Origin of the sequence: Agathobaculum sp., assembly GCF_034098985.1 — a bacterium.
In the GTDB taxonomy this organism is placed as follows: Bacteria; Bacillota; Clostridia; order Oscillospirales; family Butyricicoccaceae; genus Agathobaculum.
In genome coordinates, this window is the sequence record NZ_JAXEOA010000016.1 from 1 (window position 1) to 23,920 (window position 23,920).

Annotated in this window: 23 protein-coding genes and 1 tRNA gene; 7 read left to right on the forward strand and 17 right to left on the reverse strand. The window is 59.2% G+C overall.

Annotated elements, in window-relative coordinates; translation table 11 throughout:
* Positions 1–175: 175 nt before the first annotated feature.
* The 5 genes from SO058_RS04970 to SO058_RS04990 all read right to left on the reverse strand — a co-directional run bounded on the left by SO058_RS04970 (position 176) and on the right by SO058_RS04990 (position 4,664).
* Positions 176–718 carry a stage V sporulation T C-terminal domain-containing protein gene (locus SO058_RS04970; protein WP_290573137.1) on the reverse strand — a complete coding sequence of 181 codons (543 nt, stop codon included), beginning with the start codon at positions 716–718 and terminating at the stop codon, positions 176–178.
* A 163-nt stretch (positions 719–881) separates the two neighbouring features.
* Complete coding sequence (locus tag SO058_RS04975; RefSeq protein ID WP_320841898.1) at positions 882–2,147, reverse strand: dihydroorotase; 1,266 nt, start codon at positions 2,145–2,147, stop codon at positions 882–884.
* Positions 2,148–2,167: 20 nt separating this feature from the next.
* Positions 2,168–3,334: a cation diffusion facilitator family transporter gene (locus SO058_RS04980; RefSeq protein WP_290573135.1), complete on the reverse strand. Its 1,167-nt coding sequence runs from the start codon at positions 3,332–3,334 to the stop codon at positions 2,168–2,170.
* Positions 3,331–3,618 carry a DUF1294 domain-containing protein gene (locus tag SO058_RS04985; RefSeq protein WP_290573134.1) on the reverse strand — a complete coding sequence of 96 codons (288 nt, stop codon included), beginning with the start codon at positions 3,616–3,618 and terminating at the stop codon, positions 3,331–3,333. The genes SO058_RS04980 and SO058_RS04985 overlap by 4 nt, the downstream gene beginning before the upstream one ends.
* A gap of 110 nt (positions 3,619–3,728) precedes the next feature.
* A complete protein-coding gene (locus tag SO058_RS04990) occupies positions 3,729–4,664 on the reverse strand; it encodes a zinc dependent phospholipase C family protein (protein WP_290573133.1) in 936 nt (311 codons plus the stop codon).
* A 167-nt stretch (positions 4,665–4,831) separates the two neighbouring features.
* On the opposite strand from SO058_RS04990, the gene SO058_RS04995 reads away from it, so the two are divergent.
* Positions 4,832–6,070, forward strand: a complete 1,239-nt coding sequence (locus SO058_RS04995; protein WP_290573140.1) for a DUF4317 domain-containing protein — start codon at positions 4,832–4,834, stop codon at positions 6,068–6,070.
* 62 nt (positions 6,071–6,132) lie between these two features.
* Here the strand turns inward: SO058_RS04995 and SO058_RS05000 are convergent, their stop codons facing one another.
* From SO058_RS05000 to SO058_RS05020, 5 genes are all read right to left on the reverse strand, one after another.
* Positions 6,133–6,531, reverse strand: coding sequence for an arsenate reductase ArsC (locus SO058_RS05000; RefSeq protein ID WP_290573131.1), 399 nt, complete (start codon positions 6,529–6,531; stop codon positions 6,133–6,135).
* 2 nt (positions 6,532–6,533) lie between these two features.
* On the reverse strand, positions 6,534–6,809 hold the full coding sequence (locus tag SO058_RS05005; protein ID WP_442863038.1) for a thioredoxin family protein: 276 nt from the start codon (positions 6,807–6,809) through the stop codon (positions 6,534–6,536).
* A gap of 113 nt (positions 6,810–6,922) precedes the next feature.
* On the reverse strand, positions 6,923–7,936 hold the full coding sequence (locus tag SO058_RS05010; protein WP_290573127.1) for a permease: 1,014 nt from the start codon (positions 7,934–7,936) through the stop codon (positions 6,923–6,925).
* An 82-nt stretch (positions 7,937–8,018) separates the two neighbouring features.
* Positions 8,019–8,324, reverse strand: a complete 306-nt coding sequence (locus SO058_RS05015) for an ArsR/SmtB family transcription factor (RefSeq protein ID WP_290573126.1) — start codon at positions 8,322–8,324, stop codon at positions 8,019–8,021.
* 293 nt (positions 8,325–8,617) lie between these two features.
* Entirely contained in the window at positions 8,618–8,800 is a 183-nt protein-coding gene (locus SO058_RS05020) for a hypothetical protein (protein WP_290573125.1), read from the reverse strand.
* Positions 8,801–8,842: 42 nt separating this feature from the next.
* Between SO058_RS05020 and SO058_RS11115 the strand changes: the two genes are divergently transcribed.
* Entirely contained in the window at positions 8,843–8,950 is a 108-nt protein-coding gene (locus tag SO058_RS11115; protein WP_442863037.1) for a tyrosine-type recombinase/integrase, read from the forward strand.
* Positions 8,951–9,226: 276 nt separating this feature from the next.
* Here the strand turns inward: SO058_RS11115 and SO058_RS05025 are convergent.
* From SO058_RS05025 to SO058_RS05040, 4 genes are all read right to left on the reverse strand, one after another.
* Positions 9,227–9,313: transfer RNA gene (locus SO058_RS05025), tRNA-Leu, on the reverse strand.
* Positions 9,314–9,317: 4 nt separating this feature from the next.
* The gene (gene pfkB, locus SO058_RS05030; protein ID WP_320841899.1) at positions 9,318–10,250 is read right to left on the reverse strand and encodes a 1-phosphofructokinase; all 933 of its coding nucleotides are present in this window, start codon (positions 10,248–10,250) and stop codon (positions 9,318–9,320) included.
* Between the two features lie 235 nt (positions 10,251–10,485).
* Positions 10,486–12,318 carry a DNA helicase RecQ gene (gene recQ / locus SO058_RS05035; protein ID WP_320841900.1) on the reverse strand — a complete coding sequence of 611 codons (1,833 nt, stop codon included), beginning with the start codon at positions 12,316–12,318 and terminating at the stop codon, positions 10,486–10,488.
* Positions 12,319–12,409: 91 nt separating this feature from the next.
* Complete coding sequence (locus SO058_RS05040; RefSeq protein WP_320841901.1) at positions 12,410–12,568, reverse strand: hypothetical protein; 159 nt, start codon at positions 12,566–12,568, stop codon at positions 12,410–12,412.
* Between the two features lie 174 nt (positions 12,569–12,742).
* Here SO058_RS05040 and SO058_RS05045 point away from each other — a divergent pair, with 174 nt between their 5' ends.
* Positions 12,743–13,486 (forward strand): YebC/PmpR family DNA-binding transcriptional regulator, encoded by a 744-nt coding sequence (locus SO058_RS05045; RefSeq protein WP_320841902.1) that lies wholly within the window; start codon positions 12,743–12,745, stop codon positions 13,484–13,486.
* Positions 13,487–13,640: 154 nt separating this feature from the next.
* Here the strand turns inward: SO058_RS05045 and SO058_RS05050 are convergent, their stop codons facing one another.
* Complete coding sequence (locus SO058_RS05050) at positions 13,641–16,790, reverse strand: UvrD-helicase domain-containing protein (protein WP_320841903.1); 3,150 nt, start codon at positions 16,788–16,790, stop codon at positions 13,641–13,643.
* A gap of 201 nt (positions 16,791–16,991) precedes the next feature.
* On the opposite strand from SO058_RS05050, the gene SO058_RS05055 reads away from it, so the two are divergent.
* Genes SO058_RS05055 through zwf form a run of 3 tightly spaced genes read left to right on the forward strand, consistent with a single transcriptional unit; the run spans position 16,992 to position 20,785 of the window.
* Positions 16,992–17,978, forward strand: coding sequence for a lactonase family protein (locus SO058_RS05055; protein WP_320841904.1), 987 nt, complete (start codon positions 16,992–16,994; stop codon positions 17,976–17,978).
* 6 nt (positions 17,979–17,984) lie between these two features.
* A complete protein-coding gene (gene gndA, locus SO058_RS05060) occupies positions 17,985–19,394 on the forward strand; it encodes an NADP-dependent phosphogluconate dehydrogenase (protein ID WP_320841905.1) in 1,410 nt (469 codons plus the stop codon).
* Positions 19,388–20,785, forward strand: a complete 1,398-nt coding sequence (zwf, locus tag SO058_RS05065) for a glucose-6-phosphate dehydrogenase (protein ID WP_320841906.1) — start codon at positions 19,388–19,390, stop codon at positions 20,783–20,785. Before gndA ends, zwf begins: the two co-directional genes overlap by 7 nt.
* Positions 20,786–20,813: 28 nt before the next feature.
* On the opposite strand, the gene SO058_RS05070 is transcribed toward zwf, so the two are convergent.
* On the reverse strand, positions 20,814–21,845 hold the full coding sequence (locus tag SO058_RS05070; protein WP_320841907.1) for a response regulator transcription factor: 1,032 nt from the start codon (positions 21,843–21,845) through the stop codon (positions 20,814–20,816).
* Positions 21,838–22,002 carry a sensor histidine kinase gene (locus SO058_RS05075; RefSeq protein WP_320841908.1) on the reverse strand — a complete coding sequence of 55 codons (165 nt, stop codon included), beginning with the start codon at positions 22,000–22,002 and terminating at the stop codon, positions 21,838–21,840. The genes SO058_RS05070 and SO058_RS05075 overlap by 8 nt, the downstream gene beginning before the upstream one ends.
* Positions 22,003–22,225: 223 nt before the next feature.
* Between SO058_RS05075 and SO058_RS05080 the strand changes: the two genes are divergently transcribed.
* Complete coding sequence (locus tag SO058_RS05080) at positions 22,226–23,890, forward strand: S-layer homology domain-containing protein (RefSeq protein ID WP_320841909.1); 1,665 nt, start codon at positions 22,226–22,228, stop codon at positions 23,888–23,890.
* Positions 23,891–23,920: the final 30 nt, after the last annotated feature.

The following is a 23,920-nucleotide window of genomic DNA, read 5'->3' on the forward strand; positions in this document are numbered from 1 at the left end:
ACTGCCCCGCAGCCTGATCCCCCTTAATAGCCATCTGAGGTCCTGCCGGACCTCTGCTTTGCTATACCTTTTTCGAGCCATCTGACTTTTTACCACCATCCTTCATTTTTGGGGTTGACTTCTAATAGTTAATCTTTCTTAAGGATAGTGTGCCGCCCCGCCGGGTATTTTAATCTTACATCGCCACGTGCTTGGCTAAAAACTGCGCCGCGGTCTGGCTCAGCTTGGAATCGACCTCGCTGGCCGCCGCCGAATCGTCCTCGCTGAGGAAAGCGACGCAGCCGGTCACATCGCCGTCGGTGATGATCGGCGCGGCGACGACCACGTGGTAGTCGTCATGCTCGGAAATGCTGATATCGCTGGGGTCGCCCAGCTTGTGCTCGTAGACCGTGCGCTGCTCCATAAGCGTTTCAAAATCGCTCGAAAGCGTTTTTTCAAAAATATCCTTTTTCGCGCCGCCCGCGACTGCGATGACCGCGTCGCGGTCACAGATCGCGCAGCTCAGGCCCGCCGTGCGCGAAAGCGCCTCGGCCAGCTCGTTTGCAACGGTGCCCATTTCGCCCATGGGCGAATATTTCTTGAAGATCACCTCTCCGTCGCGGTCGGTGAAGATCTCAAGCGGGTCTCCCTCCCGGATGCGCAGAGTGCGGCGGATCTCTTTTGGAATGACGACACGCCCCAGGTCGTCGATGCGGCGTACAATGCCGGTTGCCTTCATTGTTGCGTTCCCTCCCAATACGGAATTTTTGGCTGTAGTGGTAGTATCCCTGCCCGCGCTGTAAATATGTAGGCATTGGTTTGGGAATTTTTTCTCAACCGCCCAAAAAGCGCAAAAACGCCCGGACAGAAAAGCGTCCGGGCGTTTTTCATTTTTTATAACGTCACCGGGTGACACGGCATCCGGTCACGATGCCTGCCGGCGTGCCATACAGTTTCAAGCCGGTATACGGTGTGTTGGACGCCTTGGAACGGTAAGACGTGTACGTCTTTTCGCAGTCCCAATCGAGCAGCACGAGCCTTGCAAAGCACCCCGCCTCGACCGCGTGGCGCGGCAGCCGGTACAATTCGGCGGGCGCGCGGCTCATTTTGTCCAAAAGCTGCATTCTGGTCAGATGCCCTGCCCGCGTAAGGGAGGTGTTGCAAACGGAAAACGCGGTCTCCAGCCCGGTGATGCCCGAGGGCGCCCGCGCAAACTCGCGCGCCTTTTCCGCCGCGGTATGCGGCGCATGGTCGGTCGCAATCATGTCGATCGTGCCGTCCCGCAGGCCCTCGATGAGTGCGAGACGGTCCTTTTCGCTCCTGAGCGGCGGGTTCATGCGCGCGAGCGTGCCATAGGTGAGCACGTCCGCCTCGGTCAGCGAGATATGGTGGGGCGTCGCCTCGGCGTGGATGTCCGCGCCGAGCGCCTTGCCCGCGCGGATGAGCGCGACCGACTGCGCGCTCGACACATGCTGGAACAGTACGCGCGCACCGGTATCGAGCGCGAGCGCGATGTCGCGCGCGATCATCGCACTTTCCGCGCTTGCCATCGCGCCGGGCACGCCGAATTTTTTCGCGGCCGCCGATCCAAAGTTGACCCCGGGCGACGGCACGAGCGACGGTTCCTCTTCATGAAAAGAAAGCAGCATGTCCAGCCGTTTGGCCTCGCACATGGCAGCGCGGCACAGCGCGGCCGAGGTGAGGTTTATCCCGTCGTCGGTCAGGCAGGGCGCGCCCGCCGATTGCAAGGCGGCGAAATCGGTCAGCTCCTGTCCCTTAAGGCCTTTGGTGACTGCGCCCGCCTGCAGCACTTGTACCGGTTCGTTTTCCGCTTTTTTCGTCACATATTGGATGATTTCGGGCGTATCGCAGGTCGGCAGCGTGTTGGCCATGCAGATGACCGCCGCGTAGCCGCCCGCCGTGGCCGCCGCCGCGCCGGTATGCACATCTTCCTTTTCGGTCTGGCCGGGGTCGCGGAAGTGCACGTGGCCGTCCACAAAACCGGGCGAGACGGTCAGCCCCGCAGCGTCGAGCGTTTCGCAGCCCGCAGGCGCGTCGATGCGCGCGTCCACGCGCGAAATCACCCCGTCGTCCCCGACGAGCACGTCGCGCTTTTCGTCGAGGCCGGTGTAAGGGTCCATGATATGGCCATTTTGAATCAGCAGCATGTGTTTTCCCTTTCCTTATATCACATCAGGTGGTCGAACGTGACGACCGGGTTATACCGCTTATCGATCTCTTTGAGGCGGTCGCGCAGCGTCATCATCAGCGTGCGGCGGTCGTCGTCGTCATAGCTGAACGGCACGACCACGTCGAAAATCAGGTTGATCTGCCGCTCGCCGTCCACCACGCGGAAATCATGCATGGTGAGCGTTTCGTCGATTTCGCGCAGCGTCGCGTCCACCTGCTCACGCAGCGCGGCGACGTGCGCGTTGTCCACGTCGATCGGATCCATGTGGATGACAAGATACACGCCGGTGCGCTGCCAGACGTGCTTTTCCGCCTCGTCGATGATCTCGTGCACGGCGACGAAGTCCGCGTTGCACGGCACCTCGGCGTGAAGCGAGGCCAGCGAACGGCCAGCGCCGTAGTTGTGCACGATCAAGTCGTGCACGCCGACGATGTAATCGGCTTCGAGCACAATCTTTTCAATGGCCTGCGCGACCTCAGGATCAGCCGCCTGCCCGAGCAGCGGATCGAGCGTATCCTTGGCGATGCCGAAGCCCGCCCACAGGATGAACAGCGCGACCAGCACGCCCACATAGCCGTCCACCGGGAGCGTGGTGAACCGGCCCGCGACCATGCCCAGAATGACCACGCCGGTCGTGACCACGTCATTGATGCTGTCCTGCATGGCGGCCATCAGCACGGGCGAGTCGATGCGTGTGCCGATCTTGCGGTTAAACGCGCCCATCCAGAGTTTGACCAGCATGGAAACCGCCAGAATGGCGACCAGCACGCCCGAAAATACAATTTCCTCCGGGTGTAGGATGCGGTCAAACGAGGTTTTGAGAAATTCCACGCCGACCAGCAGAATAATCATCGACACCGCGAGCCCCGCGATATATTCGGTACGGCCATAGCCGAACGGGTGCTTGGCGTCCGGCGCCTTGCCTGAAACCTTGAAGCCGACGATGGAAATCAAGCACGAAAGCCCATCGGACAGGTTGTTGAACGCGTCGGCCGCGATCGAGATCGACCGCGTGACAAGGCCGATCGCGAGCTTCAAGGCGAATAAAAACACGTTGCACGCGATGCCGACCGCGCCCGAGAGCACGCCGTAGCGTTCGCGCACCGCCGCGTCGCGCGCGTTGTCCGCGCCGGGCACGAATAGGCGGATGAGGATGTCTGTCATAATACCCCTCTTACTTTTAAAAGATGATAAAGTCCCGCAAAAATCGCCGCTTGCAGCAGCATAAGCGCGGGGATGCCCAGCATGAACCGCTTATGCAGCGTCTTGTGCCGGATGAGCAGCATGGTCAGGTACACGCCCGGCCCGCCGCCCACGAGCGCCCAGAAAAAGAGCGTGCGCTCGGGTACGCGCGTCCACGAACGCGGCGCCGCCAGCTTGTCATAAACGCATACGGCCATGCCAATCAGGTTGACCGCAAGCAGATAATAGATCATATGCCGCAGCATGTGCGCCGCCTCCCCTCCCAATGCAAACTATTTGTTTATTCTACCATAGCATGCCGCGGTAAGCCAAGGGTAAACCGTCAAAACGCGCCGCAAAAGCGGCGCGTTTTTCTTTAGCCTTCTGGCTTCACAAGGCGTTTGGGGTTGCCGTTGTCAAACGGCACGTCAAACGGCTGCTGCAAAAACCAGCCCGCGTCGAACTGCGCGGCATACTGCCCGGCGAGCGCGGCGGCGCGGATGCGCGCGAGGCCGAGCAGCTCGGGCACCGAATCGGTGCGCGTTTCGCCCGGCGTCCACAGATTGTTCCACGGGCCGTGCTCCTCATTGAGGCAGTCCCACTCTGGACGCTCGAGCTTCATGTGCCCGGTGAGCAGCGCGCCGCGCCCGAGCGCGCGCTCGATTTTCTGCATGCCGCGGTAGACCAGCCGGCTTTCCGAATAGAGGAAATTCTCCCACGCGAGCATTTCCTGGAATGCGCGGCGCAGCTCGCGTGTCGGCACGTCTTCACCGTATACCATGCGCAGCGCAGCGTGCAGTACGCAGGCGATCACGGCGAGCTCGTCCGTTTCGAGCGCATAAAACGCATCCGGGTCAAACTTTGTGACCGGCTCGTTTTCGCGTACGAGATAGAGCGCATAATCGATATCGCTCTCAATCTGGCAGTGCACCGCCGATGCCGACAGCTTCGGGTCGGCCGAGCGGATCTGCTCCTGCCGGCAGTAAACGTAGGGGTGGATCTCGCTGTCGAGCGCATAGTGGCAAAGGAAGCCGTAAAAATACGCCTGCGCGATCTCGTGCGCGTCGCCTGTCAGGCAATGCACCGCGCGCGACAGCGCGGAAAACAGTTCGCCGGCCTTTTCAGAGTGCATACGGTTGCCCGCCCGGTGCAGCGGGCTGCCGACCGCAATTTTGCGGTAAAACAGCGGGTCGGGGCCCTGGCAGCCCCACCGAAAGCATGCCGGGCGGCGTCTCGCGGCCATTTGCGCGGGCGCGGGCATCACGGGCAGCACGTCCTCGCCAAACAGATGATGGGATACAAAGTCAGCCATATTTTCTCCATCCTTTCCGCGTGTGGTGCTCTCATTATACATGCTTTTCCGCCAAACCGAAACCCGGCGGGACAAAAGTTTTCAGAATTTTTTCGCTTGCGCGCCGCGCTCCCAAAGCTTATACTGGAAAACAAGAGCATCGCGAAAGGAACATCAAAGCCATGAACATCACAAAACGGGATATTTTGGAACTCCGCCGCCGGATGAAGAAGACCGAATGCTCGGTCACGCGGGTGTGCGGCTGCTATGTCAATTCGGGCAAGCAGGTCGTGCTGAAATTCAGCGAGCCTTTCCTTGATCTGGAGGAGGACGAGTTCTTTAAATATCTGGAGATCGCCAAAAAAACGCTTTCGGGCACGCTGGGCAACAACCTGCTGGAGCTGGAATTTGACCGCACAGAGGACGCCGCCGCCCGCCAGCAATACCTGCTCGCGCTCAAGGGCAGCAAGCTGAAAAACGACGAACTGCTCGACCGCCTATACGAGCAGATCATCGAGCACTACCGCTATCCGGGCAACTACTTAATCCTCGTCTATCACGACGTTTACGACGTGATGACCCGCACGAGCGACCGCCAGAAGCTTGATGAATCCGAGGAAATCTATGAATACCTGCTGTGCGCGGTCTGCCCGGTCGAGCTTTCCAAGCCCGGGCTGGGTTACCGCGAGGAGGAAAACCGTATCGGCGCGCGCGCACGCGACTGGGTGGTCGGCCTGCCCGATCTCGGCTTCGTCTATCCCGCGTTTGCCGAGCGCGGGAGCGACGTTTCCGCCGCGCTGTATTACCTGAAAAACGCCAAGGAATCCCATCCGGAGTTTGTGGAGAACGTGCTGGGCTGTGTGTCCCAGCGCACCGCCGCCGAAGAGCGCGAAACGTTCGAGACCATCGTGAAAAGCGCGTTCGGCGAAGAGGAAGAGCAGGCGGAGACCGCTTTTTTAAAGATCCAGAAGAATTTAAACGGTCTGGTCGTCGAGCAAGAGGAGGACGAAACGCTTCCTCCGGTCACGCTGACGCGCGAGGCCGTCGCCGGGGTTTTGGAGGACGCGGGCGTGGCGGACAGCGCGAGAGCGCACATCGAGCGGGCGTACGCTGAGGAGTTCGGCCAGATGCCGCCTGCCGCGCAAAACCTGCTGGATACCAAACTCGTCGCGCAGAGCGCGCAGCGCGAACGCACGCTCGCACTGGAAGAGCAGGTTTCGGCGCTTAAGGAACAGCTCGCGCAGCAGGCAGAAGCCGGGGACGACGCGCCGCCGTGGGCGGAAACCGGCGCAGGCATCGTGCTGCAAGTGCCCGAGGAAAAGGCCGAAAAGATCAAGACCGAGGTCATCGGCGGGCAGAAATGCCTGGTCATTCCGCTCGAAAACGGCGAATCCGCGTGCATTAACGGCGTGAGCGCGGCGCTGTAAAAATATTTTTAATGAAAGACCCAAAAAAGAGTTACCCATTTATCGGGTAACTCTTTTTTAATTCATCGTAGACTATCTTTTAATTGAATGATTTTTTTGTGAATGCAGGCAATAATTTGTCTGAACTCGTTGTCCCCTTTATCTGTTGGATCATCCAACCCCCAATCTTCGCGCCTCCTGCAGGGAATTGCCGGGCACTGAACATTACATCCCATAGTAACCACTATATCGACAGGGGGAATGTCACATAGCAATTTGCTCCGTTGCGTCTGTTCCATGTCAATGTTATAAATCTGTTTTATCAACCGCACAGCGTCAGGGTTTATGCGAGGCTTCAATTCCGTTCCTGCAGAATAGCTTTCAAACACATCGGCTGCCAAAGCCTTTCCCAAAGCTTCGGCAATCTGACTGCGGCAAGAGTTGTGAACGCATATAAATGCCACTTTCGGCCGTTGCCTCATACTTATGCTCTCTCTTTCTGTATTAATGCGATTGCCTCATCTTTTTTCAGCACTTTGCCATACGAAACCACTTTCCCATTCACGACAAGCGCCGGGGTTGTCATTACCCCATAAGACGCGATTTGAGTAAAATTAGTAACATGCTCAATCGCCGTATCCATACCAAGCTCAGTAAGCGCTTCTTTTACCGCGACTTCCAGCGCATTGCATTTAGCGCACCCTGTGCCCAATACTTTTACATCCGCGCTCGCTTTGTTTGCTTTCACAGGCTCCATCATATCAGCATTATTCGTTGCACTGTGGTTAACGCTTTTATCCTTTTTCAATCCAAACAGTGTCATTATAGTGTCTCCTATTCGTTTGTTATTGTGGTGATTGTCACGATTTATGCCTAAACCAGAAAGGGCTGAAAGGCATTGAATAGGTAGCCTACTATTACAATGCCAATCATACAAACAGCAACGAACAAAGCAAGCAGCTTTGGTTTTACCGCTTTGCGCAGCATAATCAAAGAGGGAAGACTTAACGTTGTTACCGCCATCATAAACGCGAGAATCGTGCCCAATTGCGCGCCCTTGAACAGCAGCGCTTCGGCAATTGGTATGGTACCAAAAATATCAGCGTACATCGGAATACCCACTAGAGTTGCCACCAATACCCCGAATGGACTATTACCGCCAAGCACAGCCTTTATCCAATGTTCGGGTATCCAGTTATGAATGACTGCGCCAATGCCTACGCCAACCAAGATATAAGGGAACACCTTTCTAAACGTAGAACCAACCTGCTCTTTTGCATATTGCACCCGATCGCGTTTGGTGAGTGTGGGTAATTCGATATCTACACTGCCCGTGCTGTGAATAAAATCTTCCACGTATGGTTCCATATGCAGTTTTTCAATAATTGTGCCTCCAATTACGGCAATAAGCAGACCGACGATTACATAAATTACCGCTATTTTTGCACCAAAAATGCTTATCAGCAGGACTAGGCTCCCTAAATCAACCATAGGGGACGAAATTAGAAAGGAAAAGGTCACGCCTAGAGGCAACCCCGCACTGGTAAACCCAATAAAAAGCGGGATGGAAGAACAAGAGCAAAAGGGAGTGACTGTTCCCAATAGTGCGGAAACAATATTTGCCCAGATCCCGTGAAAACGCCCCAATATACGCTTGCTTCTTTCCGGTGGGAAATAGCTTTGAATATATGAAATAAGGAAAATCAGTAGGCAAAGCAATACCGTGATTTTTATTGTGTCATAAAAGAAAAACTGAATACTGCCTCCTAAGCGAGTTGTGATATCTAGTCCAAGAGCAGAAATCCCTTTTCCAATTATTGAGTTTAACCACTGCATACCGAGAACTTGATTTTGTATGAACAGCCAGAAAGTTTTTAAGATTTCCAAAATCTAACCTCCATTTGAGTTTTAAATCAAATTATTTTGATGTGTGGTGCTAAAAAAAGGCCATCCCTGAAAGATGGCTTTCTCAATCGCTTTTGCCAAGCTGTTCCGCGTCTGGTGTCGTAAGCTGCAACAGTAGGGCAGCGGCAGCTTTGCTTCCCGCCGTGTTTAAGCTGTAATGCGTCCATTTTCCGTCTTGACGGCTTGATACTATACCAGATTCACATAAAATTTTCATATGATAGGACACAGCAGACTGTCCCATATGCAACTCGTCTATTAATACACAAGCGCACTTTTCACCGCTGCGCAGCAATTCCAGTATTGCTAAGCGCTTAGGGTCGCATAGTGCCTTGAATATTTTTGCCTGAGCATAAAAACTGTTTGCCACAACGCACCTCACATCAAAATAATTTGATATGAATAGTATATGCATCTATAATTGCTTTGTCAATACCTGTTTTACCCCCTCATACGCGCGAGCGGGTTTCCCTTGTCCAGCACCCCGCCGAGTAGACGCACCGCGCCTAAAACCCGGTTTTTCCTCATTCGGGGAACACCTCCTGATTCCGCCATCTAAGCACCCATAGGGCACGGCGCATTATGATATACGCCTAAATACCAAGGCAATGTGTCGTGTTTTGTATACTTCTATGAAACACCCACCTCGCAGGTTCAATAGGTTCAGAATGATTTTCCCGTCGGCCTGCCTCCTGTGCCGTGTTTTTTCAGGCACAGATAGCCGCGCCGGAGCAGCACGTTTAATCTGGGCTGCATCCGTTCCATATTGCCCATCCTGCCGTTGACAAGCTGGAACAGGCCGCGCTTGCTGATTTCTGTCTGCCCTGCGTCGAGCAGTCGGCGCAATTATTGGATGCCCTGCAAGATGCCCCTGAGCAGTATCGCGTTATGGTGTCGATTCTACTATATACGGGTTTGCGGCGCGGCGAACTTTGTGGTCTGGAATGGAAAGATATTGACTGGAAAAAAGGGCTTCCCGCCGCGTTATTAAATTGACTGCGGATGCCTTGTATAGGCTCAAACAGCACCGCCTTAGCCAATCTAAGCAGCGGTTGCAGGTAGGCGACCACTGGAAAGAGGCAGACCGTTTATTTACATGCTGGGGCGGCGGCAGCGAAAGCGCTGGAAACTGTCCTTTCGGGTGCTATCCAGCGCAGGGCAGAAAACGGTGCGATAAACACCAAACAAACACCAAAACGCAATTGGGATGAAAAGTAAAATCATAAAAAATTAAAAAAATACCCCGTATTCTGATGAATACGGGGTTTCTATTGGTGCCGCCAGCCGGAATCGAACCGGCACAGTATCGCTACCGGGGGATTTTAAGTCCCCTGCGTCTACCAGTTCCGCCATGGCGGCACGCTCATTTATTATAGCAGACCGGACGGGGGCTGTCAATCTGTGCAAAAAGCGTTTCGACCGCATCGCGTTCGGGCAGCCAGTCGCAAAAAGCGGCGGCTGAGCCTGCGGCGACCGCGTAGCGCAGTGTATCGGCGGTGGAAAGCCCGTGCGCGGCGGCAGTCAAATATGCGGCCACCATCGCGTCCCCCGCGCCGACGGTATTCCGCGCCTGCCCGGCAGGCGCGGCGGCGAGCAGCGCGCCGCCGTCTTCCGGCAGCAGCAATGCGCCCGCGCCGCCCATCGAGACGAGCACAGCTTTCGCCCCCGCCCGCTGCAAAGCCGCGGAGGCGGTGGCCGCCTCTTCAGGCGTGCGCAGCGGCCGCCCCACAGCGGCGCCCAATTCATCCAGATTGGGTTTCACGAGGGCGGGAGAACCGGAAAGCGCGTGCGTCAGTGCGTCGCCCGATGTGTCGACCACCGTTTTCGCGCCTTTTTTTGCCGCGCGGGCGATTAGCCGCGCATAAATATTGACAGGCAGGCCGGGCGGCACCGAGCCGGACAGCACGAGCCAGTCGCCCGGCTGCAAAGCGTCCAGACGTTCGCCAAGCGACCCGAGCGCGGCCTCGCCGACCGCCGGTCCCGCGCCGTTGAGTTCAGTCTCGCCGTCCGCGCGCACCTTGACGTTGATGCGCGTGCGCCCGGCGGGTAGCTGCACAAAATCCTGCTCGATCATGGAGGAATGCAGCAGCTTTTCAAACAGCGCGCCGGTGTCTCCCGCGAGAAAGCCGGTCGCGCGGGAGGGGAGCCCGAGCCGCGCGAGCATGAGCGACACATTAACGCCCTTGCCGCCCGGATAAAGCGCTTCGTTCTGCGTGCGGCAAAGCGCGCCGGGAGTCAGCCGGTGCGTGCGCACGATATAATCCAGCGAGGGATTCAGCGTTACGGTAAAAATCATAGACCCGCCTCCTACTCTGCTTTTATGATACGGTCATTGCGGGCAAAATACAATAAATTTTTGAAAACAGGCGTCAGTGCCGGGCTTTTCGCGCGTTGTCCTGCAGGCAAAAGCGAGCCGTAAGCCTTGCGGAAACTGGTTGATTGCTACGATCCTTCTGCCGATTATCTGCTCGGGCGCACCGATAAACCTGCGCTCCCGTCAAAATAAAGAAAGGCGGCTTTTGCCGCCTTTTTCATGCCTGCTCCCGCAGAAACGCTTTGATCTCTTCCAAAAATGCCTCGCCGTATTTCGCGGCCTTGGCCTCGCCCACGCCGCGGCACGCGAGGAACTCAAACTCGGTGATCGGCTGGCGCGCCGCCATGTCGGAAAGCGTCGCGTTGGAAAAGATGACATAAGGCGGCACATGCGCCTTTGCGGCAATTTTGCCGCGCAGCCTGCGCAGACGCTCGAACAACGCGCCGCCGCTGCCAGCGGCATCCGTTTCGGGCTGGGCGCGTTTTTTCTCGCGCGGCAGCGAAAGGACAAACGAGCCGCGGCCCCGCATGAGCGCGTTGCCCTCGCCGGTCAGAAAAAGCGCGTTATACCGCTCAGGGTCGGCGGCAAGAAAGCCGCGCTCAATGAGCACATCGATCAGCTGGCGCACACGCACCGCGGTCTGTTCAGACATAATGCCATAGGTGGATAGGGTTTCCAGTCCAAATGACTCGATTTTCTCATTTTTGTTTGCACACAAAACGGCCGTGACCACGCCCTTGCCGAAATGCAGCCGGCGTTCGGCCAGGCGATAGACACAGGACAAAATCTTCTGCGCGTCCACGGTCGCGTCGATCTGCTCAAAGGTGGTGTCGCAGTTGCCGCAATGCCCGCAGGATACGGGCGCGTCCTCGCCAAAATAGCGCAAAATGCTTCGCCGCAGGCATTCGGTGGTCGTTGCATAAAAGGTCATCTGGCGCAGGCGTTCCATATCGCGCGCAATCAGTTCCGCACGTGTTTCCGGGTCTATGGAATCTTCCTCTACCTCATGGCTGCGCTCAATCAAAAACTGGGCGGTATGGACATCCTTTCCGCTGTACAGCAGAATACAGTCGGCGGGTTCGCCGTCCCGCCCGGCGCGGCCGGCCTCCTGATAATAGCTCTCCATGTTTTTGGGCATGTTATAATGGATGACAAACGATACGTTTGATTTATCGATACCCATGCCGAATGCGTTTGTGGCGACCATGATGGAAACGCGGTCGTATAGGAAGTCGTTCTGGTTTCGCTCACGCTCCTCGGGCGGCAGCCCCGCGTGGTAGCGCGCGGCCGAAAGGCCCTTTGCGCACAGCATTTCGCACACGTCCTCGACCGTTTTGCGCGTCGCACAGTAGACGATACCGCTCTTGCCCGCCCGCGCGGCAATCAGCCGCAGCAGCGCCTGCGGCTTGCTGGGCGGGCGCTCAACCGCAAAATATAGGTTCGGACGGTCGAACCCGGTCGTTTTGACGAACGGATCGATCAGCCCGAGGGCGCGTACGATATCGTCGCGCACGGTCTGCGTCGCGGTCGCCGTGAACGCCGAGACGAGCGGGCGCTGCGGCAGCGTTTGGAGAAAATCCAGGATTTGCAGATAGCTCGGCCGGAAATCCTGTCCCCACTGGGAAATACAATGCGCCTCGTCCACTGTGAGCATGGAAACGGGCATCTCGCGCGAAAGCGACAGAAATTCCGGTGTCATCAGCCGTTCGGGCGCGACATACAGCAGCTTATACCGTCCCTGCCGCGCTTCATAAAGCGTATCGCCCAGCTCGGCGGGCGAAAGCGCGCTGTTCAGGCACGCCGCGGGCACGCCTGCCTCGCGCAGCGCCTGCACCTGGTCCTGCATCAGCGAAATGAGCGGCGAAACGACGATGGTCAGCCCGCTGAAAAGCAGCGCGGGCACCTGATAGCACAGCGATTTGCCCGCGCCGGTCGGCATAACGCCGAGCGTATCGCGGGCTGAGAGGATGGCCTCCACCAGCTCGCCCTGCCCGGGACGAAAGCTTTCGAAGCCGAAATATTGCTTTAGGATGTTCTGTGCCGATTGCATGCGCTGTGCTCCTTTGCGGTGTTTCTGGTAGTTATCATACCATTTCCCCGCACGCCGCGCAATGCGTATGTACCCCCTGACGGGGGCAAAATCAGAACTGGGAGTCGTTCTTCTTGTTCTGCTGGCTCTGGTTGTTCTTGTTCTGGCTGTTGTTCTGATTCTGGTTGTTGCTCTGGTTCTGGTTGTTGTTCTGCTGGTTATTGCTCTGGTTCTGGCTGTTGTTCTGCTGGTTGTTATTCTGCTTGTTCATAATAAAGCACCTCTTTTAATGGATTTTTCAATGCTAGTATGGCGTCCGCGCGTACAAAATATACGTACAGACCCTTGCGCAACAGAAAATTTTTTGATAAACTTATTATGCCTTATTAGGGCGTTTTACGATGTTTATTTTATAAAAATTGTGATAGAAAGAGGGACATGCAGCATGTCGGGACATTCCAAGTGGCATAATATTGCCAAGCGCAAGGGCGCGAACGATGCGAAAAAAGCCAAAATTTTTACTAAAATCGGCCGTGAAATGGCGATCGCGATCAAGGAAGGCGGCTCAGCCAACCCGGACTTCAACGCCCGCCTGCGCGACTGCATCGCCAAGGCCAAGGCCAACAACATGCCGAACGACAATATCAAGCGCACGCTCGATAAATATTCGGGCGCGAACGGACAGGTCACCTACGAAGCCAACGATTACGAGGGCTATGGCGTGGGCGGTGTGGCGGTCGTCGTCGAGACGCTGACCGACAACAAAAACCGCACGGTGGCCGATGTGCGCCACCTGTTCGATAAATACGGCGCGGGACTGGGCGCTACCGGGTGCGTATCCTGGCAGTTTGACAAGAAGGGCGTTATCATCATCGAGCGCGGCGACCACGAAGAGGACACCGTCATGATGCAGGCGCTCGAGGCCGGCGCGGAGGATTTTCAGGCCGACGAGCAAACCTTTGAGATTTACACCGCGCCTGAGGATTTTTCCGCCGTGCGCGAGGCGTTGGAAACGCTGGGCTATTCGTTTGTTGAGGCCGAGGTGGAGCGTGTGCCGCAGAACTATATCTCCCTCGAGAAGGAAGAGGACATGGCCCAGATGCGAAAGCTGCTCGACAACCTCGAGGACAACGACGATGTGCAGAACGTCTGGCACAATTGGGAGAATGAGGACGATTACGAAGGGTAACGATATACCAGCCGCATTGCCCAAAACACATAAACTTTTCTGTCGATCCAAAATATCACCGTCCCCCGCAGCGGCGACATCGCGCGAGCGCCTCCGCCTGTCAGAAAAAGCGCCCCATTTGCATTCCAAATGGGGCGCTTTTCTATTGCTTTGCTTAAAACAGGCTGATTTGCTCCATGGGCTTTTCGCGCCGCCTGCCCGCGGTTTCCCGCCGCACGCTGTCCGGCAGGTCGTCCAAAAAGACGGAGGGCTCGCCGCTCGTGGTGAGAATCAGCTCGTCCCGCGCGCGGGTCATGCCGACGTAAAACAGCCGCCGTTCCTCCTCGATGTCGGCAGGCCGCGCCGCAGATTCCAGCGGCAGGCCGCCCTTGCCAACCCCCGTCACGAACACTGCCGGAAATTCCAGCCCTTTCGCGCCGTGCAGCGTCATCAGGCGCACAGCGCCCGATTCCCAGCCCTTGCCCGCCGCGCGGCGCAGGTCTGCCTCCTGCCCCAAGGAGAGCGCGTTCCACAGGCCGGCAAAATCCGCGTGAAACACCGCCGAGCTGCGCAGGCGTTCGAGCGCGGGCGTAGCGCCGAATTGCTCCTCCCAGCGTTCGACCAGCGCACGCGGCTTGTCTTTCATATGCGGCAGCCACTCGGCCGCGCGGGCAAGCCACGCTTCCAAATGGCCATAACCGCGAGCGGCTTCGCGCAAAGGATCCAAATCGAAGCGCATTTGCGCGGCGCAGGCTTTTTGTGCTTTTTCAATCAGATCAGCCGGGCAGTCCCATAACAAACGCAGCGCGGTCTCGAGCGCCGCGCCGTCCCCCGGCGTTTCCAGCGACCGCCAGAACGCCAGCGCGCCGCGCACACTATCGTCATCCAGAAAATCCTCCCGGCCGCTGATAATGCAGGGGATATCATCGTGCCGCAGGCATTTTTCGATCAGCTCCAGTTGGCGGTGGGTACGGCACAGCACCGCGATATCAGCAAACGCGCGCGTTTGCCGCTCGTGCCCCAGCTTCTGCGCCTCCAGCATGTCCACACCGCCCACCATGCGGCCGATTTCCTTGGCAACGAACACAGCCTCGGTAAAGCCGTCCGCCGCGCGGATAAGCCGCACCGCCGCGCCCGACGGACGGTCAGCGTGCAGCTCCCGCCCCCCGCCCGGGTTCTTCTCAATGACCTTGCCCGCTGCCTCGACGATCTCGGGCGTGGAACGGTAGTTTTCCGTCAGGCGGATCACGCGCGTGTCCGGCTTGTCCTCTGAAAGCCGCGCAAAGCAGCGCGCGCTCGCGCCGCGAAAGCCATAAATGGACTGATCCGGGTCTCCAATGGCGAACAGGCTTTTGCCGCCCCGGCTCCATGCGCGCACCAGCTCATACTGCGTGTTGTTAATATCCTGAAATTCATCCACCAGCAAATGCGTGAACTGTTTCCGTCCCGTGGGATCGAGCTTCAGCGCTTCGGAAAGCAGATCGTCAAAATCAAGCATACCCAGCGCGCGCAGGCGGGCGCAATACGCTTCGTATCGTGCGTTGTCCAGTCCCGCCGCTTCCAGCGACGCGCCGTTTTTCACGCGGGACACCGCCTGCAGCAGACCTTTGGCGCTCCCTTTGCCGCCGGTTTCGCGCAGCGTTTCGGCCGCGACCGTCAGCGCTTCGCCCGGCCCAATCAGGCGCGCGCCTTTCAGCAGGTCGAGACAAATGGCGTGGAACGTGCCGATCGTCATGCGCGAAACGGCGCGCTTACCGCCCAGACGCTTTTCCAGCCGCTGGCGCATTTCCGCGGCGGCCTGGTTGGTGAACGTCACGGCGGTGATTTCACTGGGCTTCACGCCCCGCGTTTCGACCAGATAGGCGATGCGGGCGACCAACGTCTTTGTCTTTCCCGTGCCCGGACCCGCCACGACCGCGACTGTCCGCTCCTCCGCCGTCACCGCCGCCTGCTGCGCCGGGTTAAGTGCTTCGGCAAGCGGTTTTTCCTGCTGCTTTTCAGGGTCGGACGCCGCTTTTCCCCGTTCTTTTCCCGGTTTTTGTGGCTTTTTCGTGGTTTCCACGCCGAACAGTGAGATCTGTCCGCTCATCTGCTCGATCTCTGCGGGCATCAGCAGTGAGATCGTGCCGTATTCCCCGTCGAACCCGGCGCGCCGCTCGACCTGTCCCAGCCGCAGCCGGCGGATGCCCTCGGCCACGCACGGCCCCGCTACCCGCTCGATGTCCGAAATCGGCGCCTGCCGCAAAATATAAAATTCCGGCCCCAACTCGCGCAGCAGCCGCTCGACCTGTTCGGCGGTCTTTTTGCCCGCTGCCGCGCCGCCCGTCGACGCGGCGACCGCCTCGGGCAGCGGCGCGAGGCTCTCAAAGGGCTTTGCCCCGGCGGGGCGGTAATCCTCCGGACGGTCGGCCAGCTCCTCAACCCGGTGCTCGACCCCGATGGTCAGCTTTTTGCCGCACACCGGGCACAGGCCGCCCCGCGCGAGGGTCTCGGCGGGCGTCAGGCATACGCCGCAGTTCCGGTGGCCGTCCAGATGGTACTTGCCCTCCTCCGGGAAAAACTCGACCGTGCCCAAAAAGCCCTCGCCCGTGCGGATGGCGCGCATCAGCTCGGGATAGGTGCGCGCATGTTCCAGCAGGTTGGCCTCGCGCCCCAGCTTGGACGGCGAATGCGCGTCCGAATTGGACACCAGCGTCAGTCCGTCCAGCGCGGACACGCGCCAATTCATCGGCGGGTCGGACGAAAGCCCGGTCTCTACCGCGTGGATGTGCGGCGCAAGATCGTCAAAGCACGCCTCAACCGTTTCAAACCCGGAAAACGCGCCGAACATTGAGAAATGCGGCGTCCAGATATGCGCGGGGATAAATTCCGCGTCCGGGCAGGTCTCGAGCGTCAGCTCGAGCAGGTCGCGGCTGTCCAGACCCAGAATGGGCCGCCCGTCCGAACGGATGTTTCCGATGGCCTCGAGCCGCGCGGAAAGCTCGTCCGCCGCCTCGAGGCTGGGCAGCAGAATGAGATTGTGCACCTTGCGGGTCTTGCCGTCCCGCTTGTAGATCGAGCTGATCTCGCCCGTCACCACAAAGCGCGGCGCATCCCCCGGCATGGCGCCCGGCAGGCGAAGATCCTCCCGCAGCGTGTACACGCCCTCTCCGGCGGGCACGAGCTGCTCTTTGAGCTCGGCGCGCCACGCGGGATGCGTGAAATCCCCGGTGCCAAGAAGACCGATGCCCTTGCGGCGTGCCCATAGGTCCAGGTGCGGCGCATCGCCCTCCCGGCTGGTGGCGCGGGAATAGCGGGAATGTATATGAAGATCGGCGATCACCATAGCAATTTCCTCCATTTTAAACCATGCTGTCTTTAGTATAACGCCTTTCTGTGCAGGGCGCAAATACCCGTTTCCGCACAAGGTTATCACAATGATACACATTCTCTGTATATTTTTTGTGAAATTTTGTTCTTGTATCATCAAACTGTAATATATATAATTACAGATAAAGGGGCATACTATAACAAAAAGGAGGCCGCCATGGCAAAGCTGACCGGATATCTGGGCACATACCTGTCGCCAGAGAGCGACGGCGTGTACCGCTTTTTTCTCGATACGGAAACCGGCGCGCTGACCGCGCCCGAACGCTTTTTAGACGTGCCCGACTCGAAATACCTCGCGCTGCGGGGGGACGGCCTGCTGGCCTCGATCGTCCGGCGGGAAAACGGCGCGGGGCTGTCGCTCACCGGCCTGCGCGGCGGAAACCGTGCGCAGGAAACGCTGTTTGAGAAAATTTCGGGCTGTCACGTGGCGTTTGACGGCGACCGTGTTTATACCGCCAACTTCCACGATGGCACGGTGACCGTCTGCCGTGTGGAAAACGGCGCGCCCACAGTCGAGCATGTCATCCGCATCGGTTCCGGCGCGGGCTGCCATCAGGCTGTGCCGCACGGACGGTTTTTGCTTGTTCCTTGTATGAATCTGGATGAAATCCGCATATTTGATTTGGAAAACCAATTCGCACTGCACGATGTGCTCGCGTTCCCACAGGGCAGCGGCCCGCGCCACGCGGTGTTCGACCGGGCGCACGGGCGGCTTTTCACCGCCGCGCAGACGGAAAACGCGGTTTACACGTTCCGCGCAGGCGAGGACGGCGCGTTCACGCGCGCGAAGCGCACGCCGCTTCTGCCGGAAGCCCTGCTTCCGGGCAGCGAAACGGCGGCCATCCGCCTGTCGGAGGATGAACGGTTTTTGTATGTTTCCATCCGCGGCGCAAACCGCATCGCCGTTCTTTCGGCCGAGGGCGGGCAGACGCGCACGATCCAGCTTGTCTCCTGCGGCGGCGACCATCCGCGCGATATCGCGCTTGCGCCCGGCGGACGGTTTTTGCTCGCCGCCAACCGCTATTCGGGCAATCTGGTATGCTTCCCGGTCGACCCTAAAAGCGGCCTTCTCGGAGCCGCGCTTTCAGACGTACCCGCACACCAAGGCGTCAGCATCGTGTTTGACGCGCCGGAGAAAGGATGATCCCCTATGTTTGATATTGGAATGGTCGGCCTGTCCGTCATGGGCCGCAGCCTCGCGCTCAACATGGCCGACCACGGCTTCCGCGTGGCGGGCTATAACCGCAGCCGCGCCGTGACCGAGCAGGTCGCGCGCGAGCACCCGCACGAGAATTTCGCGCCGTTTTATTCGCTCGAGGAGTTGGCCGCGTCGCTTTCCCGCCCGCGCCGTGTCATGCTGATGATCCAGGCGGGCGCCGCGGTCGACGCGGTGCTCGAACAGCTCATCCCGCTTTTAGACGAGGGCGATATCGTGCTGGACGGCGGCAATTCCTTTTTTGAAGACACCCGCCGCCGACATGATCTGCTCGCCGAACACGATCTTCTGTATTTCGGCGTGGGCATTTCGGGCGGCGAGGAGGGCGCGCGCCGCGGCCCGTCCATCATGCCGGGCGGCGACCCGGACGCTTATGAATCCATCCGCCCGATCCTCGAGGCGGTCGCGGCCAAGGCCGGGGGCGAGCCGTGCTGCACCTATATCGGCCCGGACGGCGCGGGGCATTATGTTAAAATGGTGCACAACGGCATCGAATACGCCGATATGCAGCTCATTGCAGAGAGCTATCTTTTGCTGAAATATATCGGAGGATACTCAAACGAGGAGTTGTCCGCCCTGTTTGCGGAATGGAACGAGGGGGAACTGCAAAGCTACCTCATCGGAATCACGGCGGACATTTTCCGCGAGCCGGACGATCTCGCGCCCGGCTCGCTCCTCGACCGCATCGTGGACAGCGCCGCGCAGAAGGGCACGGGGCGCTGGACGAGCATCGAATCGCTCCGGCAGGGCGTGGACGTGTCGATGATCACGGCGGCGGCGGGCGCGCGCGTGCTGTCCAATCAGCTGGAACGCCGCGAAAAAGCGGGCAAGGCCATCCCCGGTCCGGCCCCTGTTCCCGCTTCCGACCGCAAGGCGTTTGCCGAGCAGGTGCGCGAGGGGCTTTACACGGCAAAGATCGTCGCCTATGCGCAGGGCTTTTCGCTGCTGCGCGACGCGTCCTCGCGCTACGGCTGGGCGCTCGATCTGGGCGCGATCGCCTCCATTTTCCGCGCGGGCTGCATCATCCAGGCAGCATTTTTAAACGACATCACGGCGGCGTTCACGCGCGACCCTGCGCTTGAGAGCCTGCTGTTCGACGGCTTCTTCCGCGACCGGATCGTGCGCGGGCAGGACAGCCTGCGCCGGATCGCCGCGGCGGGCATTGCAGGCGGCCTGCCGCTGCCCGCGATGACAAACGCGCTTTCCTATCTGGACGCGTTCCGCTCCCCGCACGTCGGCGCGAACCTGATTCAGGCGCAGCGCGACTGCTTTGGCGCGCACACCTATCTCCGCACCGACCGCAAAGGCATATTCCACCATGAATGGGGGCAGAAATCATGGTAAAGGCGCTGACCATCTTCGGCGGCACGGGCGACCTGACCTTCCGCAAGCTGCTGCCCGCGCTGTATAACGGCAGCGTATCGGGCGCGGAATCGGCCGACTATCAAATTTTGATCATCGGCCGCCGCGATTATTCGACCGAGCAGTACCGCGAGCTGGCGCGGGGCTGGGTGCAGAAATTCTCGCGCCTGCCCTATCAGGACGCGGCGTTTTCCCGCTTTGCCGCCCGCATTGAATACTACCGCATGGACTTCTCCGAGGCTTCCGCCTATGCCGCGCTCGATGCGTTCTACGCCGCGCGCGGCATCGGCGAGCACATTTTCTATCTCGCCGTCGCACCGCGCTTTTTCGGCATCATCGCGGAGGGTCTCGCCTCGGTAAACGGCGCGCCGCAGGGCAAGGTCATTCTGGAAAAGCCGTTCGGCGAGAACCTCGCCGCGGCAAAAGCGCTGAACGCCCGGCTGGAAGCGATCTTCACGCCCGGCCGCATCTACCGCATCGACCATTATCTCGGCAAGGAAATGGTGCGCAATATCGAGACTATCCGCTTCTCCAACCCGCTGTTCACCAACCTGTGGGACGCGCGCTTCATCGAGTGTGTGCAGATCACCGCGAGCGAGGACGTGGGCGTCGAATCGCGCGGCGGCTACTATGAGGAAGCCGGCGCGTTAAAGGACATGGTGCAAAACCACCTGTTCCAAATTCTATCCATCGTGGCGATGGAGCGCCCCTATGAGTTTAACGGCGCGGATATGCACGCCGAACAGCTCCGCGTGCTGCGCGCGCTGCGCCCGGTCGGACAGGAGCCCATCCGCGACACGCTGCTGCTCGGCCAATATGAGGGCTACCAGCAGGAAAACCTGGTCGACCCCCACTCGCGGACAGAGACCTACGCCGCCCTGCGCCTTTTTATCGACAATGACCGCTGGCGCGGCGCACCGTTCTACATCCGCACGGGCAAAAAGCTGCAAAAGCGGGAAATGGAGGTCGCGGTCATTTTCCGCAGGCCGCGCCCCGATGTGGCGCGCAACGTCCTCATTATCAAAATCCAGCCGACCGAGGGCGTTTATCTCCAATTCAATATCCAGAAGCCGGGCGACACCGAGGAGATCACGCAGGCAAAAATGGATTTCTGCCAAAGCTGCCTGCTGGAAAACCGCATCAACACCCCCGAGGCGTATGAACGCCTGCTCGGCGCGTGCATCCGCGGCGAGCGGTTCTGGTTTTCGCAATGGGACCAGATCGAGACCGGCTGGCAGTATATCGAGCAGCTTCGCGAGGCGTACCGCGCCGAGCGCCTGCCGCTCGTAAACTACGCCCCGGGCGTTTCCGGCCCCAAGGAGGCCGATTTCCTGCTTGCGCGGTTCGGCCACGCCTGGTTCGACGACGATTGACGCAAAAGAGCCGTGAGAAAAACATTTCTCACGGCTCTTTTTTTGCGTGTTCCAGCCGGTAATCCCGCACACGGCAGCCGGTCAGCTTTTTAAACAGCTTGGAAAAATACACCGGATCTGAAATGCCGACCGCCTCGGCGATCTCGTAGGTGTGCAGGCCGGTATTCACGATCAGTTCTTTGGCCTTTTCAATGCGCACCTGCTGGATATAGTTCGACAGGTTGACGCTCATCCGGCTTTTGAACAGCCTGCCCAAATACCCCGCGCTGATGGAAAACACACCCGCGATCGACTCGAGCGAGAGCACCGAAGCATAGTTCGCATGGATATAGCTGACCACGCGGCCGATCAGATCGGACGGCTTCGGCTTGATCTCGACCGTGCTGTTAACCAGGTGGATCGTGCTTTCCAGCAGCAGGTACATACTGTCGATCGTTTTGCATCCGCTGAGCTTTTTGCTGAAGGAATACTGCTCATTGAGCGAAAAGCCCGGAATATCATAGCTCAAAAACTGCTGAAAGCATACGTTCAGCAGATACAGGCAGATATTGTAGTTTTCCAGAAACGGCACCTGATGGGAAATGCAATAGGCTTTCAGCTCCTGCAGCAGCATGGACCGCTTCAGCGCCAAATTTTCGATCGCCTGGTGCTGAATCTCCGAGCACAGGATATCCGTTAAGCTGTTTTCCTTGATCTTGCCGATCGCGCGGTTGACCGCTGCGCTGATCTTGGCGGGCGAGGTCGGCTTGAGCAGCAGCTCGACCACGCCGTATTTAATGGCCTGGCAGGCGTTGTCAAAATCGTAGAACCCGGTCAGCAGGATGCATTTGATCTGCGGATACTGCTCGTTGATCGCCGCGCACAGGTCGAGCCCGTTCATCGGCTCCATGCTGATGTCGCTCAGCACGATATCGGGCACATCCTGCCGGATGCACGCAAGCGCCTGGCTGCCATCCGGCACGCTGCCGGCCACCTCGCAGCCGAGCAGTTCCCAGTCCACACCCACGGTCAGGCCGGTGCGGATGGACTCCCCGTCGTCTACGATCAGAATTTTATACAACGTCGGAACCTCCTTTGGGGGGAATCGGATCGAACGGGATATAAATGGTGGCGACCGTGCCCGCGCCCGGCGTCGAGCAGATGGTCAGCCCGTAAGGCTCGCCGTACAGCATGCGCAGGCGCTTGCGGATGTTGGCGAGCGCCCGGAGATCACCCACCGCCTGCCGCTCTCCGCGTTTGACGATGGTTTGGCGGCCATGCGGTGGGCAGGCGCTCGAGGTCGTTTTATACCCAAACAGCGGGCCATGATCCTTTTCCCTCTCTCTTTTCTCAAAAGGCGTTCCTTTACGGAACGCCTTTGCTTTTCGCAGGGAAAGTGGTAAAATAAAGGAAATGCCGGCGGGGCGGCGCCCTGCTGAAAATATGGGTGGAGGGGATCTCATGAAGAAAACACAAATGGTTCGCCGATTCGGCGCGCTGCTGCTCGGTCTGTGCATGGCCGCGCCGCTGCTGCCTGCGGCGCATGCCGCCGGGCTTACGTCCGACACGGCGGGCATCGGCGGCGGCAGCGCAAAGCTTCTCTATTTTGAAATGGGCGGCGGCGTAACAGGCGAGGTCACGCTGCCGGGCGGCAAACTGGGCCGCGTCCAGTCTGCGGCACAGCACGTCAGCCAGAAAGGCGCTGAGGGCGGCAAAACCGTCGTCGCCTCTATCAACGGCGGCTATTTCGATTCTTACAGCGGCTCAAACCGCGTATACGCCAATGTCATCCAGAACGGCGCGGTCGTCAACGGCGGCGGCGAAACGCCCATGCTGGGCTTTACGGACGAGGGCAAGCCGCTGATTGCCCGGGTTAAGATCGAGAGCAAAATCGTCTTTCGCGGCGACGCAAACGCCGCGCCCACCGCATGGAGCGTCAACAACTATTTCACCGATCCGAACGCGGTCACGCTGTTCACGCCCGAGCAGGCGCAGGCAGTGGCCGTGCAGCCGGACGCGCGCGTCGTCACCATCCGGAACGGCGCGGTCGAATCCATTTCCGTGGGCGGCACGGTGCTGGCCGGCGCGGGCACACGCGTACTCGTGCTGAATGCATCCTATTGGCAGGGCATGTGCCAATATTACCTTGAGCCCCATGTAGGCAACCCGGCACAGCTCCAAACGGTCTATACGCCGAAGACGGGCAGCGCGGACGAATGGAACCGCGTGGTAAACGGTGTGGGCGCGGGTCCGCTGCTGCTGGCGGGCGGCCAGAACGTCGTAGACCAGAACGCGGATTTCACCGACCCCAAGCAGCAGCCCGACTATGTGTCGTCCCGCTCATTCGCGGCGGTGATGGGCGACGGCAGGCTGCTGCTCGGCAGCGCGTCGAGCGCGTCCATGCGGCAGATCGCACAGTCGCTGCTCGAGCGCGGCGCGGTCGACGCCATGGCGCTCGACGGCGGCGCCTCCACCTATCTGTCCGCCCCGGCGCTAGGCACGCTTTATCCCGCCGGACGCGAGCTGGCGAACGTGCTTCACATCGTCGACTATACTGCAGGCACGCTGCCGCAGGCCGCCGCGGGGCCGGATCTGGAAACGCCCTCCGGCTGGGCAAAAGCTACGATTTCCGATGCGGTCTCCGCCGGGCTCGTGCCGGCAGCGCTGCAAAACGGCTATCAGAAAAACATCACCCGACAGGAGTTCTGCCAGCTCATCGGCGCGCTGGGCAAGCAGCGCCCCGCGTGGGACAAAGCGCTGTCCGCCGCTGAAATGACCTATGAGCAGGCAAACGCCGCATTGACCGACTGCTGGGACCTCGACGTCATCAACTGTTATCGGCTGGGATTGGTGAGCGGTGTCGGCGGGAACCGGTTCGACCCGAACGCCAGCCTGACGCGCGAACAGGCCGCCAAGATCCTGATGAACGCCGGGCTGCTGCTCTCGCCCTCGCTGGAGGCGGGCGCGCCGCAGGCGTTTTCGGATGAGGCGCAGATCTCGTCTTGGGCAAAAGAGGGCGTGCAATATGTCGTGGCGCGCGGCATCATGAACGGTACGGGAAAGAACTTTGAGCCGCAGGGGCTGTTCACCCGCGAGCAGGCAATCGCAACCGTCTGCCGCATGTGACCGCTGAAAAAGGCCGCCCCAAAAGGGGCG